Origin of the sequence: Comamonas sp. 23, assembly GCF_049601575.1 — a bacterium.
GTDB lineage: Bacteria > Pseudomonadota > Gammaproteobacteria > Burkholderiales > Burkholderiaceae_C > Comamonas > Comamonas squillarum.
This window is the reverse complement of sequence record NZ_CP187127.1, coordinates 2,974,782-2,988,790: the sequence shown is the minus strand read 5'-3', so window position 1 is coordinate 2,988,790 and position 14,009 is coordinate 2,974,782. Positions and strand designations below refer to the sequence as shown.

The following is a 14,009-nucleotide window of genomic DNA, read 5'->3' as shown; positions in this document are numbered from 1 at the left end:
GCCTTTCTTATGACTTGCTGCGGGGAATGCGCCCCATCAGATAGAACTCCTCATTGGGCTGCATACCGGCAAAGCTGGCCATGCGGTTGCTCAGGCCAAAAAAGGCGGTGATCGCAGCGATGTCCCAGATGTCTTCGTCATCAAAGCCATGGGCATGCAGGGCGCTGAAGCCGGCCTCGTCAATCTCCTGCGAGCGGGTGCAGACCTTCATCGCGAAATCCAGCATCGCGCGCTGGCGCGCCGAGATGTTGGCCTTGCGGTAGTTCACGGCCAACTGGTCGGCCAGCATCGGGGCCTTGTCGTAGATGCGTACCAGCGCGCCATGCGCGACCACGCAGTACAGGCATTCATTGTGGGCGCTGGTGACGGTGACGATCATCTCGCGCTCGGCCTTGCTCAGGCTGCTTTCCTCGCGCTCCATCAGCGCATCGTGGTAGGCAAAGAAGGCGCGCCATTCCGCCGGGCGGCGTGCAAAGGCCAAAAATACATTGGGGATGAAGCCGGCCTTTTCCTGCACCTGGGCAATGCGGGCCTGGATGTCTTGGGGCAGGCTCTTGAGGTCAGGCAGGGGGTAGCGCGCAGTTGCAGCCATGGTCTTGTCTCCACAGGGTTGTTCTGCGGACCATCATAGAGGCAAGCCCTGCGCCGGGCCTGCCTGTTGGTGACTACTGCAGGGGAGGGTCAGTTTGCGCTAAAAGGGCGGCCGCGCAGCTTGGTACCAGCGGCAATGCCTTTTTGCTTGAACCAGCCCTGGTTCATCTCCAGCACATAGCGCACCGGCTTGCTCGAGCAGTGCGAGTCCTCGGTCATCGGCTGCATATCGGCCAGGTTGACGATGGTGCCGTCATCGCTGACAAAGGCGGCGGTCAGCGGCAACAGGGTGTTCTTCATCCAGAAGCACTGAGTGCCGGGGCGGTCAAACACAAAAAGCATGCCTTCGTTGGCCGGCATCTCCTTGCGGAACATCAGGCCGATTTCCTTCTCGCGCGCCGTTTGCGCCACCTGCGCATGGATGCGGTGCATGCCGGCCGTCAGCTCGGTGCGGGCCAGCTGCATCTGGGGCTCTCCGGTGGGTGCGGCCTGCTGCGCCGCAGCCGGCAAGGCCGCGGCCAATGCGCAGGCCATGGCCGATGCGGCAAGGCAGCGCTGAGCGAGGCGGGAAGAACGGATGGCCAAGGGGGTGGGGAACATGGTGGTCAAGACTCTCACAAAGCAGGGTGCACGAGATGTGCCGTGGCGGCGCAGCGCGCCATAGCCGGTTTTATACACCATGCCCGCTTTGCTGCGGGCCCGCTGTGCCATGCGCGGTGCGGTGTCTGGCTGTCGCATCTGCGCAGTCAGGGCGGGCCGGTATTTGTCGATAGAATCGTTGGCGGTAACACATGCGCCTGGTGCCTGGTGTGGGGCTGGGCGAAGAATCAGATTGGGAGATTTGTGACGATGCGTGCTCAACATATCCAGCAGCCCGAGGGCGGACAGGCCATCACGGCCAATGCAGACCACAGCCTGTGCGTGCCCGACCAGCCCATCATCCCCTTTATCGAAGGCGATGGCGTGGGCCGCGACATCACGCCGGTGATGCGCAAGGTGGTGGATGCAGCGGTGGCCCAGGCCTATGGCGAGGCCCGCCGCATCGCCTGGATGGAAGTGTTTGCCGGTGACAAGGCAGTTGGCCTGTATGGCGAGGGCCAAAGCCTGCCCCAGGAAACCATGGATGCCATCGGCCAGTACCTGGTTGCCATCAAGGGGCCGTTGAATACGCCGGTGGGCGGCGGCATCCGCTCGCTGAACGTCACCCTGCGCCAAACGCTGGACCTGTATGTCTGCCTGCGGCCGGTGCGCTACTTTGAAGGCGTGCCCTCGCCGGTGCGCGAGCCGCACAAGACGCATATGGTGATCTTCCGCGAGAACTCCGAAGACATCTATGCCGGTATCGAGTTTGCGGCCGGCTCCGATATAGCCGTCAAGCTGATCGCCTTTTTGCAGCAGGAGATCGGCTCGCAGAAGATCCGTTTTCCGCAAAGCTCGGGCATCGGCATCAAGCCTGTCTCGCGCGAAGGCACCGAGCGCCTGGTGCGCCAGGCCATCCAGTATGCGATCGACCATGACAAGCCCAGCGTGACCTTGGTGCACAAGGGCAACATCATGAAGTTCACCGAAGGCGCGTTCCGCGACTGGGGCTATGCGCTGGCCAAGAAGGAGTTTGGCGCCGAGGTCATCGATGGGGGGCCCTGGATGCGCCTCAAAAGCCCCAAGGATGGCTCCGAGATCATCATCAAGGATGTGATTGCCGATGCCTTCTTGCAGCAGGTGCTGCTGCGCCCGGCCGATTACTCGGTGATCGCCACCCTCAATTTGAATGGCGACTACATCTCGGACGCGGTCGCCGCCCAGGTGGGCGGCATCGGCATTGCGCCGGGTGCCAATCTGTCAGACAAAGTGGCGGTATTCGAGGCCACGCATGGCACAGCGCCCAAGTATGCGGGCAAGGACTATGTCAATCCAGGATCGCTGATCCTGTCGGCCGAGATGATGCTGCGCCACATCGGCTGGAGCGAAGCGGCGGACCTGATCATTGCCGCGATGGAGGCCACCATTGCCTCCAAGCGCGTGACCTATGACTTTGCGCGGCTGATGGATGGCGCCACGCAGGTCAGCACCTCGCGCTTTGGCGACGAGATGATCAGCAATATGCAAGCTGCCTGACCTTCCACCGGCGGGGGTGCGCACGAAGCGCACACCGCCTCTTACCTTGTTGCCCATGGCCATGGACACACCGCACATCATCGACACTGCGCGCCAGGTGCTGGAGATCGCGGCGACGATTGCGTTTGCGCTGTCCGGGGTGATCAAGGCGGCGCACAAGAGGCTCGATGTCGTCGGCGTCTGCGTGGTGGCGTTTGTGGCCGCGTTTGGCGGCGGCACCTTGCGCGATCTGCTGCTGGACCAGCGGCCCTTCTTCTGGGTGCGGCAGGAGACCTTTGTCTGGGTGATCCTGGGCATCAGCCTGCTGGCCATCGTGTTTTTGCGGCAGCGCCATTTTGCGCTGACCGAGCGCGCCATGCTCTGGCCCGATATGCTGGGTTTGGGCCTGTTTGCCGCGGTGGGCGTGGACATGGCTGCCGAGCAAGGGCTGCCCGCGCTCATTTGCGTGATGATGGGCGTAATCACCGGGGTGTTTGGCGGGGTGTTGCGCGATGTGATGTGCGGCGAGATCCCGCAGGCTTTCCGTGACCACCAGCCCTATGCAGTCTGCGCTTTTGTCGGCGGCTGGGTGGATCTGCTGCTGCGCAGCTCGCCCGTGCCCGAGATGGCACCAATGCTCGGCTGTGTGTTCGTCACCGCCGGGCTGCGGGCGATTGCGCTGTGGCGGCATTGGCGGCTGCCGAGCTGGCGGGTGGAATAAACAAGGTTGTAGCTAGAGGAGTTGTGCAGGCATGGGAAAAAAATTTGTATGGTCACTGCTGGCGCTGCCGGCCTTGGTGGGCGCCGCTGCCATCTGGTACCTGGCGGGCAAGACCTATGAGATCCGCATCAGCCAGGCGCAGCTCGAGCAAAAGCTCGCCGAACGCCTACCGCTGACCCAGCGCTACCCGTTGGTGTCGGTCACCATGGCGCAGCCGCGGGTGCATTTGAGTGAGGACAGCGAGCGCGTCGACTTTGGGCTGAACATGACGGTCACGACCAACACCAGCGGCAGTCAGCTGCTGGGCGCGCAGATCGATGTGTCTTCCTCACTGCGCTATGACGCCGAGCGCGGCGCGATCTTTCTGGACCAGCCGGTGATGGACAAGATGGTGGTGCAGGGCCTCGATGACCGGCGCACGGCGATGGCGCAGGTCGCTTTGGAGGCCGCGATGACCTCGTACTTGGCCCAGCAACCGATCTACACGCTCAATGCATCGGACGCGCGCCAGCGCGTTGCGCGCATGGCGGTGCGCGACATCAAGGTGGACAAGGGTGTGCTCGTCGTCATTTTGGGCCTGTGATGCTGCGCTTTTTTCTTTATTCTCAAAACACCATAAATTAACAAGAATATATTCGTTTGAGTTTTAAGTACAAAAGTCCACAATTTGCTACATCACTTCATACGAACGGGTAGCAGAACATGAAACTGGGTGGATTGAAATCTTTGGTGGTTGCCGCAGCGGTGGTGGCCAGTGGTTCGGTGCTGGCACAAAACCAGCTGCTCAATGTCTCGTATGACGTCGCACGCGAGTTCTACAAGGACTACAACACAGCCTTTATCGCCCATTACAAGAAGACCAAGGGCGTTGACATCAAGGTCGACCAGTCCCATGGCGGCTCCAGCGCCCAGGCGCGTGCCGTGTCTGAAGGCCTGGCCGCCGATGTGGTGACCTTCAACACCACGACCGATGTGGAGTTCCTCGCCGACAAGGGTGTGGTCGCCAAGGACTGGGCCAAGAAGTTTCCCAACGACGCATCACCCACCACCTCGACCATGCTGTTTTTGGTGCGCAACGGCAACCCCAAGGGCATCAAGGACTGGGATGACTTGATCAAGCCCGGTGTGCAGGTGGTGGTCGTGAACCCCAAGCTGGGTGGCAATGGCCGCTACGCCTATCTGGCTGCCTGGGGCCAAGCCCGTGAAAAGGGTGGCTCGGACGCCGATGCGCAGGCCTACATCAGCAAGCTCTACAAGAACGTGCCGGTGCTGGCCAAGGGCGGTCGCGATGCGACGGCCGCCTTCTTGCAGCGCAATGTGGGCGATGTGCTGATCACCTTTGAATCGGAAGTGGTCTCCATCGACCGTGAATTTGGCAAAGGCAAGGTGGACCCCGTCTACCCATCGGTGAGCATCACCGCTGAAAACCCGGTCGCCGTGGTCGAGCGCACGGTCGAGAAAAAGGGCACGGCCGAGCTGGCCAAGGCCTACCTGGATTTCCTCTACTCGGATGAAGGCCAGGAAATCGCTGCCAACCATGCGATCCGTCCCCGCAGCGAAGCGGTGCTGAAAAAGCACGCAGACGTGTTCAAGCCGATCAAGCAGTTCACCGTGGCCAAGTACTTCGGCAGCCTGGGCGAGGCGCAAAAGACCCATTTCAGCGACGGCGGCTATTTCGACAAGCTGTTTACCGACCCCAAGAAGTGATGAGCCAGCAGCAGCGCCCGCCAGCCGGGCGCTGACTGCGTATTTTATGTAGATTTTTGCCGATCGGAATCCATGTCAGCTGCCATCACTGCCCCGGCCAACGCCGTGCCCAGTGCCAAACGCCGGAGTGCCAAACGGGTACTGCCAGGCTTTGGGCTCACCCTGGGCTACACCATTTTCTACCTCAGCATCATTGTGCTGATCCCGCTGGCGACCTTGCTGTTCAAGACCTTTGAGCTGACCTGGGACCAGTTCTGGACCACGATTTCCGCACCCATTGCCGTGGCCGCCTACAAGGTCACCTTCGGTGCCTCACTGATCGCCGCACTGGTGAACCTGGTGTTTGGCATGCTGATCGCCTGGGTGCTGGTGCGTTACAAGTTCCCAGGCAAGAAGATCGTCGATGCGCTGGTCGATCTGCCTTTTGCGCTGCCCACGGCCGTGGCCGGCATTTCGCTGACCGCCTTGCTGGCCGACAACGGCTGGATTGGCCAGTACTTTGCGCCGCTGGGCATCCAGCTGGTGTTCAACCGCTTGGGTATCGTGTTTGCGCTGATCTTTATCGGCCTGCCGTTTGTGGTGCGCACGGTGCAGCCGGTGCTCGAAGATTTTGAAAAAGAGCTGGAAGAGGCTGCCGGCAGCCTGGGTGCCTCGCGCTGGCAAACCTTTTACAAGGTGATCCTGCCCGCGATCGGGCCGGCGCTGCTGACCGGCTTTGCGATGGCCTTTGCCCGCGCGGTGGGCGAGTATGGCTCGGTCATCTTCGTGTCCAACAACATCCCGATGGAGTCGCAGATCACGCCTTTCGTCATCATGGCCAAGCTGGAGCTGCATGACTATGCCGGTGCCACCGCCATTGCGATGGTGATGCTGGTGATCTCCTTCGTGCTGCTGCTTCTCATCAACGGCCTGCAAAGCTGGCAGCGCAAGCGTGCGGGGATTTAAGCCATGCCAACCATGTATCTCGTATTGATTGCCATCGTGGTGGTGGTGCTGGGCACGGTGCTGGCGCGCTACCAGTATGTGGCCCGCCATGCGCCCGAAGTGCAGAGCACCGTGACCGAGCCGCGCTGGGTGCGCTGGACCCTGACCGGTATTGCGCTGACCTTCATGGTGCTGTTTTTGCTGCTGCCGCTGGTGGCCGTGTTTGTCGAGGCGCTGCGCAAGGGCTGGGACACCTATGTGGCAGCGCTTACCGAGCCCGATGCCTGGTCGGCCATCAAGCTGACCTTGATCACGGCGCTGATTGCCGTGCCGCTGAACCTGGTGTTTGGTGTGGCTGCCGCCTGGGCGATTGCCAAGTTCGAATTCAAGGGCAAGGCCTTGCTGACATCGCTGGTGGACCTGCCGTTTTCGGTGTCGCCGGTGGTGGCGGGCCTGACCTATGTGCTGCTGTTCGGTGCCAATGGCTGGTTTGGCAGCTGGCTGGAGGCCCATAACCTGAAGGTGATCTTTGCCGTGCCGGGCATTGTGCTGGCTACCGTGTTCGTGACCTTCCCCTTCATCGCCCGTGAGCTGATTCCGCTGATGCAGGCCCAGGGCAATGATGAGGAGCAGGCCGCCATTGTGCTCGGAGCATCGGGCTGGCAGACGTTCTGGCGCGTAACCCTGCCCAATATCAAATGGGGCTTGCTCTATGGCGTCATCCTGTGCAACGCACGAGCCATGGGCGAGTTTGGCGCGGTCTCAGTCGTCTCCGGCAGCATTCGCGGCCAGACCAACACCATTCCGCTGCATGTCGAGATTTTGTATGCCGACTTTCAGTCTTCTGCAGCCTTTGCGGTGGCGTCGCTGCTGGCCTTGCTGGCGCTGGTGACCCTGGTGCTCAAATCGATCGCCGAGTGGCGTGCCGAGAAAGAGCACAAAGAGGCAGCCAGCCTGCCGCCCGAGCGGCCGCGCGATGACAGCGCAGTCACGGCATAAACACGGTATTTTCGAGGTCGGATATGAGCATTGAAATCCAAAACATCTCCAAGTCGTTTGGCAGCTTTAAAGCGCTCCATAACGTCAACCTGGACATCAAATCTGGTGAACTCATCGCGCTGCTGGGCCCCTCGGGCTGCGGCAAGACCACCTTGCTGCGCATCATCGCGGGCCTGGAGTCTGCGGACCAGGGCACCATCCAGTTCAGCGGAGAAGACACCACCGATGTGCATGTGCGCAACCGCAACGTAGGCTTTGTTTTCCAGCACTACGCGCTGTTTCGCCACATGACGGTGTTCGAGAACGTGGCCTTTGGCCTGCGCATCAAGCCCCGCAAGGAGCGCCCCAGTGAAGGCCAGATCCGCGAGAAGGTGATGAGCCTGCTCAAGCTGGTGCAGCTCGACTGGATCGCAGACCGCTACCCCTCGCAGCTGTCGGGCGGCCAGCGCCAGCGTATTGCGCTGGCCCGCGCGCTGGCGGTAGAGCCCAAGGTGCTGCTGCTCGACGAGCCCTTTGGCGCGCTCGATGCCAAGGTGCGCAAGGAGCTGCGCCGCTGGCTGCGCCGCCTGCACGACGAGCTGCATGTGACCAGCATCTTCGTGACCCATGACCAGGAAGAAGCGCTGGAAGTGGCCGACCGCGTGGTCGTGATCAACAAGGGCCAGATCGAGCAGGCCGGCACGCCCCAGGAAGTCTGGGACAGCCCGGCCAGCCCCTTCGTCTACGGCTTTCTGGGTGATGTCAACCTGTTCCATGGCCGCGCCACCGGCGGGCATACGGTGGTGGAGGGGGGCGTGCAGATCGATTCACCTGAATTTGCCTCGGCCAACAATGCCCAGGCGCTGGCCTATGTGCGGCCCCATGAGCTGGATGTGGAGCGCTACTCGCCCGGCCAGGAAAAAGACGCCGATGGCCGCCAGCGCGGCATCGTCGCCCAGCTCGACCGCGCGATTGTGGTCGGCCCCATCGCCCGTCTGGAACTTATTGCCATTGGCGGGCACCAAGCCCAGGGTGCCGAGGCTTCGAACAGCGATAAGCTCATTGAGGCGCAGATTTCTGCGCAGCAGTTCAAAGCCATGGGCCTCAAGGAAGGCGAGACGCTGGTGGTGACACCGCGCCAAGCCCGAGTTTTTCTCGATCAAGCAGCCAATATCTAATGCCCTGGCGCTCGCGCCTGCGCCTGATGCTGTGAGACCCGGTTCTGCCCATGAGGTGGGGCCGGTTTTCTGGTTTCAGGCCCCTGCAGGTCTGTACGCGTAAGATGGCGGGGTTGGCAGCATAAGGACATGACTTGAACTGGATCTGGAACGCACCGCGCCGCACCTTGGCGCTGATTTTTGTGGCCTGCGCGGCCATGATGGCCTTTGGCATGTATTTGCAGCACGTGGTGGGGCTGGAGCCCTGCCCGATGTGCATCGTGCAGCGCTACTGCCTGATTGCAGTCGGTGTGCTGGCACTGCTGGGCAGCCTGCGGCCCTCGTCGGCCGGTTGGTGGAAGAGCTTTGGCGGCCTGGCGCTGCTGTTCTCGGCCTTTGGTGCCTTTACCGCAGCGCGCCAAAGCTGGCTGCAATGGAATCCACCGGAGTTCGCTACCTGCGGGCGCGACTTCTACGGCATGATCGAGAACTACCCGATCAGCCGCTCGCTGCCGATGATTTTCCGTGGCTCGGGCGATTGCACGGCCATCGACTGGACCTTTCTGGGTCTGTCGATTGCCAACTGGTCCTTCATCGCTTTCGCTGGCTTCACCATTGTGCTGCTGCTGGCCTTGTTCAAAGCCAAGCGCTAAGCACCTTCGGTGCTGCATGCCAACGCCCCTTTTGAGGGGCGTTTTTGATGCCCGACCTGCGCTGGCAGATGCCCGCCCACGCTTTATCGCCAATGCGACTGGTGTGCGTGATAGCGAGCTTGTGCAGAAACACTGCCGCACTAACATGCTCATCTGACAGGCATCGAGACAGGCCCGTTGGCCCGGCTCATTACAACGAACAAGCAACAAGGAGATCGCATGATCAGCTATGACGTCACCGGCTTTGGTGAACCCCTGGTGCGCAGCGAGCGCCCAACCCCCGTACCGACCGGAGACCAGGTGCTGGTGCGCATTGAGGCCGCGGGTGTGTGCCACTCGGACCTGCACATCTGGCATGGCGAGTACGACCTGGGCAATGGCAAAAAGCTGTCGATGGCCGACCGCGGCATGAAGCTGCCCTTGACCCTGGGCCATGAGATCGCCGGCGAGGTGGTGGCGATGGGCCCGGACGCCAAGGGTGTCGAGATCGGCAAGCGCTATGTGGTTTTCCCCTGGCATGGCTGCGGCGAATGCAAGGTCTGCAAGCGCGGTGACGAAAACCTTTGCCTGGCTGGCAAATCGATGGGTGTGTACCAAAATGGCGGCTACGCCGACCATGTGCTGGTCAACCATGCCTACTACCTGGTGGACATCGGCGACATGCCCGCCGAGCGCGCCGCACCCTATGCCTGCTCGGGTCTCACCACCTACAGCGCGATCAAGAAGATCTCCCCCCAGGTGTTCAAGGACGAGAAGGTTGTGTTGTTTGGCGCAGGCGGCCTGGGCCTGATGGCCATCTTGCTGATGAAGGCCATGGGTGGCGCTGGCGTCGTGGTGGTCGAGCCTGATGCCAGCAAGCATGCAGCGGCATTGAATGCGGGCGCCGATGTCGTCATCGATCCCAAGTCGGCGGACTTCATCGCGGAGGTCAAGGAGGCTGCCGGTGGCGCCGTCTGGGCCATCATTGACTGCGTGGGCTCGAGCCAGACCGTGCAGCAGGGCATTGACATGCTGACCAAGGGCGGCCACCTGGTACAGATTGGCCTGTTTGGCGGCCATGTGGACCTGCCCACGCCCACGCATGCGATCCGCGCCATTACCTACCAAGGCACCTATGTGGGCAACCTGGGCGATCTGCGCGAGCTGATCGCACTGGTGCGCGACAAAAAGCTGAGCCCGGTGCCGACCACCTGCATGCATTTCAGCAAGGCGTTCTCGGCGCTGGTGGCGCTGGAGCAGGGCAAGGCCGTGGGGCGCCTGATGCTGACCCCCAACGAAGAAGCGGTGGCCTGAATCTCCCGCCGCTGAACCAGACCGCCACTGACCATGCAGTGGCCATGCAAAAAGTCCGCGAATGCGGACTTTTTTCGTGGGGCGGCAGCGCTTAGTCCTGCGTCTCCAAGGTCGGCACGGAGCCGGACTTCACGACGATCTGGAAAGGGCCGACGCTGACCTGGTCACCCGCATACAAAACCTGGCGCTTGACGCGGCGGCCGTTGACAAAGATGCCATTGGTGCTGTCATGGTCCTCGACCATCAACAGGCCGATGTAGTAGCTGAAGGCCCCATGGTCGCGGCTGATGCTCGGGTCGCTCAGGAACAGACCGCTGCTCGGACCTCGGCCAATGGCCGTGCAACCGCGCTCCAGCTGGATGGCGCGGGGGGGAGATTGCAGATCAGAACGAACAAGGATTTCCGGCAACATGGTGAGCTCCTGGAGGAACTGGCTATTGAAAGGTCTGGGCGGATTATGCATCTATTATTCGCTCACAATTGATACACATTGCCAATCATTGTCATAGCAGCGCTCAATGCGCAAAAACTATGAAAAAAACCAAATAAAAACAAATAATCTAAAAAAGGGTGCGCGATTGTAGGGGTTAGTACCCATCCTGGGTGCCGGCTTTGTGTCAATCCCTACCGTTTTACTCAAAGGCTTTGAGCGCGGTTTTCAGATGGTCCGCAGCTCAGCACTGAGGATGCACCAACAAATTTCACGCGCATCCAAGCACAAACAGGGCCGGGCATCACTACCTCCCTCCAGCGCAAAGGCGATCGTTGAACCATCCATGGTGGGCCGCTGTAAGCCTATCCCCACTACCGGACAGGTACTGCACCTAGCGTTTTGCCTGTTGTTGCGCGCTATCGTTGAGCCATCCCAACGTTGCTTTGCAACACCACTGAAGGAAAAAGCATGAACAAGAATCAAGTCGCAGGTGCCGTCAAAGATGCGGCTGGCAAGGTCCAGCAGAAGGTCGGTGAAGCAGTGAACAGCCCTGAGCAGCAGGCCAAGGGCATTGCCAAGCAGGTGGAAGGCAAGACACAGAAGGCAGCAGGCAATGTGCAAGAAGCCGCCAAAGACGCTGCGAAGAAATAAGGAGTTGACGATGAAATCCAAATCGATATTGATGCTGGGCGCTTTTGCGATCACGATGGCTGCGGGCTCCGCCTTTGCGCAGACACAAGTGCCCGTTGCAGGTGGCGTAAAGCTGGGTGTCGAGCAGACGGAAATCCAGGCCGTTGCCACGGGTTGGAGCCTCAAGAAGTCTGTTCTCGGCAAGAGCGTTTACAACGAAGAAGGCAAGTCCGTGGGCAAGATCGACGACGTGATCGTTGCGCCCGACAAGGCCGTCTCTTATGCCATCATCGGTGCTGGCGGTTTTCTGGGCGTTGGCAAGCATGATGTCGCGATCCCTGTGGGCCAGTTCCGCGTGCAAAATGACAAGATCACATTGCCGGGTGCGACCAAGGATGCGCTCAAGGCATTGCCTAAGTTTGAGTACGCCAAGAAATAATTGCTGCGTCGATGATCAGACTTGAAAAGCCCCGAAAGGGGCTTTGTTGCGTTGGATAGCGTTTGTCATTTTGCACTTGGATCCGCTTGCTGGACCGCCACTGCCTCTACCCATCCATCTTTGGCTTGGCCAGGCCTGTCGCGAGGTTGGGCCGGGTGATTCAGTGCATAATGACGCCCAGTCATAAAAAACAAAACGACCCATGTGGAGCGCTCCGCATATCTTGGGTCTCAGGTTGCGCCCATACCGGCAAAATACCTCCATCAACCAAACATCTGCCCGTAGCTCAGTTGGATAGAGCAACAGCCTTCTAAGCTGTGGGTCACAGGTTCGATCCCTGTCGGGCAGGCCAAACTCCTATGCAGCAGGCTAGCTGCTGCTGCCGCACGCAATCGCATTCCCCATACTGATCACACGCCGTGTGTAGCATCGTATGACTGTTCAACTACCCAAAAGCAATGCCCGCAGTTCAAAAGTACTGCGGGCATTTTCTAATCAGAGCCAGCCATGCATCGATCAATGCATGGCTACGAAGGGCAGGGTAGCGCTTACTCGGTCTCTTCGTAAACCAGCGAGGGATTGTTCATCGACCGGGCCACATCGTTGAGGCTGGAGATGATGTGGTTGGCAAAAAAGCTGCTTTGCGTGTCGGGCTCCAGCGCCGCAATCGCCACATTGGCCAGCGACTGGTTCAGCGGAACGTAGTAGCTGCCTTCGGGCACGTCGATGGCGACACGCTCCAGGCCGACCTTGACGCGCTCCACGCTCTGCTGCCCAGGGCCCAAGACATCGCTCTTGGCGCTGCTGCTGCGTTCTTGCTCCTGGTAGGTGTCGGCCAGGAGGTTGCCGGGCTCGGCCACGCGCAGCACCTGCAGGCCCAGCGCGCGCAGTTTGTCGACAGCGTCGGTGGCATGGCCCGCCAGCCAGTAGCCGCAAGGGCGTGCACGCTTGGGGCCGGGGTTGAGCTTGACCGAAGAGTGCCAGTCCACTTCCTGCTGCATCTCCTCACCCGTTTGCGGGTCGAGGAAGACCACGCGGCGCTTTTCCGTGGTTTGTTGCGACTCCAGCGTGAATTCGCCCCGGCAGGCCTGGGAGGCGATGTCGCGGTTCGCGTAGTTGCGCACCTGCTCGAGCTCCTTGGTGCGCTGGGCGGTGGTCTGCAGTGCCGAGGCGAGCGCCACATACTGGCTGTGTACGCGGCGCTGGATATGCGCGCGGCCAATGCCGACACCCCGGGTCTCGACCAGCATCGTGGCGGCGTTCTTGAGCGCGTTCACATTGCGGCCCGTATCGGGGCGCACGCCGCCCATGGACAGCGACAGGTCCTGCGGGTCGCGGGTGGTGGTGTAGTACCAGTTGGTGCTCTGTCCCTGCTCGGTCAGCGCCTTTTGCATGGGCAGCAAATACCATTCCGTGGACGCCTTGGCGATGAACTCATGCACATTGGCGGTGGTCGGCGTTTGCAGCAGCGCGTCATAGCGCTGCACGCCCTTGAACTTCTCCAGATAGCGGCCAGCCACGGTGAACTCATGGGCATCAAATACCGCAATGGGGCGGTAGATGCGGCTGAGCTTGGCCAGCGCCTGGGCTTCGGGCGTCTGCAGCAGCAGGTGGTCGCGGTTCATGTCCAGGCCATTGGCGGTGCTGCGCCGGCCAGCGGCTGCGCCATCGGGGTTGGCGCGGGGCACGAGCAGCACGTTGATCTTGTCGAGCACTGAGGCCAGCGGGCCTTGCTTGAGGTCCTGGGCCAGGGCCAGCAGCGCTTCGCTGCCGGCGGGCTCATCGCCATGCTGCTGGCCGATCAGCAGCACGGTAGGGCGCTGGCTTTGGTCCAGGTCATGCAAGCTGGTGCTGGCAGCGCGGGTCAGCAACAGCGCCAAAATGGGCTGGCCTTCCTGCGAGGTACCGGCGGTGACCAGCTCGGCCTTGGTGCCGGACTGGCCTGGCGTGGCCAGTTGGCGCAGCCACTGGCCCAGCTCGGCATTGCTGGTGTAGGTGGTGCGGCCCGCGCTCAGTCCTGGCGTGGCGTAGCTGCGCTCGGGATCGGGAAATCGGGCAGCGACTTCGTCGCTCTCCTTCCATCCGCCAAGAGGGCTGCCTTGCAGCGGAACCGTCTCGACCGGCGTGGCGACCACGCCTGGGCTGCCGATGCCAGGGATCTGTACGGGGCTGGGGCCGCTGGCAGGTTTGGTGGTGACTGTCCCGGGCGCTGGCTGGCCGCCCGCGATCGGCGTGCTGTTCCAGGCAGGCAGTGGCGTGCTCGAGCATGCGGACAGCGCAAGCGCTGCGGCGATGACAGTCAGGCTGGTCCAGCCTGGCACTGCGCGCTGGGTGGATGGGGATACTGCGTCGGGTTTCATCATCGTTGTTGTGCGTGACGAATCACGCC

General features: G+C 61.3%; 15 protein-coding genes and 1 tRNA gene. 12 read left to right on the top strand and 4 right to left on the bottom strand.

Annotated elements, in window-relative coordinates:
• Positions 1–7 precede the first annotated feature (7 nt).
• Complete coding sequence (locus ACPEE1_RS13395; RefSeq protein ID WP_423933093.1) at positions 8–592, bottom strand: peroxidase-related enzyme; 585 nt, start codon at positions 590–592, stop codon at positions 8–10.
• Positions 593–681: 89 nt separating this feature from the next.
• Positions 682–1,125 (bottom strand): DUF192 domain-containing protein, encoded by a 444-nt coding sequence (locus ACPEE1_RS13390; RefSeq protein WP_116927333.1) that lies wholly within the window; start codon positions 1,123–1,125, stop codon positions 682–684.
• Between the two features lie 315 nt (positions 1,126–1,440).
• On the opposite strand from ACPEE1_RS13390, the gene icd reads away from it, so the two are divergent.
• The 9 genes from icd to ACPEE1_RS13345 all read left to right on the top strand — a co-directional run bounded on the left by icd (position 1,441) and on the right by ACPEE1_RS13345 (position 10,118).
• Positions 1,441–2,706 (top strand): NADP-dependent isocitrate dehydrogenase, encoded by a 1,266-nt coding sequence (gene icd / locus ACPEE1_RS13385; RefSeq protein WP_116927332.1) that lies wholly within the window; start codon positions 1,441–1,443, stop codon positions 2,704–2,706.
• A 61-nt stretch (positions 2,707–2,767) separates the two neighbouring features.
• Complete coding sequence (locus ACPEE1_RS13380; RefSeq protein ID WP_116927420.1) at positions 2,768–3,406, top strand: trimeric intracellular cation channel family protein; 639 nt, start codon at positions 2,768–2,770, stop codon at positions 3,404–3,406.
• A gap of 31 nt (positions 3,407–3,437) precedes the next feature.
• Entirely contained in the window at positions 3,438–3,989 is a 552-nt protein-coding gene (locus ACPEE1_RS13375; protein WP_423933089.1) for a DUF1439 domain-containing protein, read from the top strand.
• A 119-nt stretch (positions 3,990–4,108) separates the two neighbouring features.
• On the top strand, positions 4,109–5,113 hold the full coding sequence (locus tag ACPEE1_RS13370; RefSeq protein ID WP_116927330.1) for a sulfate ABC transporter substrate-binding protein: 1,005 nt from the start codon (positions 4,109–4,111) through the stop codon (positions 5,111–5,113).
• Between the two features lie 72 nt (positions 5,114–5,185).
• Entirely contained in the window at positions 5,186–6,058 is an 873-nt protein-coding gene (gene cysT, locus ACPEE1_RS13365) for a sulfate ABC transporter permease subunit CysT (protein ID WP_423933086.1), read from the top strand.
• Positions 6,059–6,070: 12 nt separating this feature from the next.
• The gene (gene cysW / locus ACPEE1_RS13360) at positions 6,071–7,036 is read left to right on the top strand and encodes a sulfate ABC transporter permease subunit CysW (RefSeq protein ID WP_165841235.1); all 966 of its coding nucleotides are present in this window, start codon (positions 6,071–6,073) and stop codon (positions 7,034–7,036) included.
• A gap of 23 nt (positions 7,037–7,059) precedes the next feature.
• Entirely contained in the window at positions 7,060–8,193 is a 1,134-nt protein-coding gene (locus ACPEE1_RS13355) for a sulfate/molybdate ABC transporter ATP-binding protein (RefSeq protein WP_182341080.1), read from the top strand.
• Between the two features lie 134 nt (positions 8,194–8,327).
• Positions 8,328–8,825 carry a disulfide bond formation protein B gene (locus tag ACPEE1_RS13350; protein WP_232539330.1) on the top strand — a complete coding sequence of 166 codons (498 nt, stop codon included), beginning with the start codon at positions 8,328–8,330 and terminating at the stop codon, positions 8,823–8,825.
• 219 nt (positions 8,826–9,044) lie between these two features.
• The gene (locus ACPEE1_RS13345) at positions 9,045–10,118 is read left to right on the top strand and encodes an alcohol dehydrogenase (RefSeq protein WP_182341083.1); all 1,074 of its coding nucleotides are present in this window, start codon (positions 9,045–9,047) and stop codon (positions 10,116–10,118) included.
• A gap of 91 nt (positions 10,119–10,209) precedes the next feature.
• On the opposite strand, the gene ACPEE1_RS13340 is transcribed toward ACPEE1_RS13345, so the two are convergent.
• Entirely contained in the window at positions 10,210–10,530 is a 321-nt protein-coding gene (locus tag ACPEE1_RS13340; RefSeq protein ID WP_165841234.1) for an FHA domain-containing protein, read from the bottom strand.
• 489 nt (positions 10,531–11,019) lie between these two features.
• On the opposite strand from ACPEE1_RS13340, the gene ACPEE1_RS13335 reads away from it, so the two are divergent.
• The 3 genes from ACPEE1_RS13335 (at position 11,020) to ACPEE1_RS13325 (ending at position 11,972) form a co-directional block, all read left to right on the top strand.
• Positions 11,020–11,202, top strand: a complete 183-nt coding sequence (locus tag ACPEE1_RS13335; protein ID WP_021028228.1) for a CsbD family protein — start codon at positions 11,020–11,022, stop codon at positions 11,200–11,202.
• Positions 11,203–11,233: 31 nt separating this feature from the next.
• On the top strand, positions 11,234–11,620 hold the full coding sequence (locus tag ACPEE1_RS13330; RefSeq protein WP_409935195.1) for a PRC-barrel domain-containing protein: 387 nt from the start codon (positions 11,234–11,236) through the stop codon (positions 11,618–11,620).
• Positions 11,621–11,895: 275 nt separating this feature from the next.
• Positions 11,896–11,972, top strand: a tRNA-Arg gene (locus ACPEE1_RS13325).
• Positions 11,973–12,168: 196 nt separating this feature from the next.
• Here ACPEE1_RS13325 and ACPEE1_RS13320 read toward each other — a convergent pair.
• A complete protein-coding gene (locus ACPEE1_RS13320; protein ID WP_423933081.1) occupies positions 12,169–13,983 on the bottom strand; it encodes a M14 family metallopeptidase in 1,815 nt (604 codons plus the stop codon).
• Between the last annotated feature and the right edge of the window lie 26 nt (positions 13,984–14,009).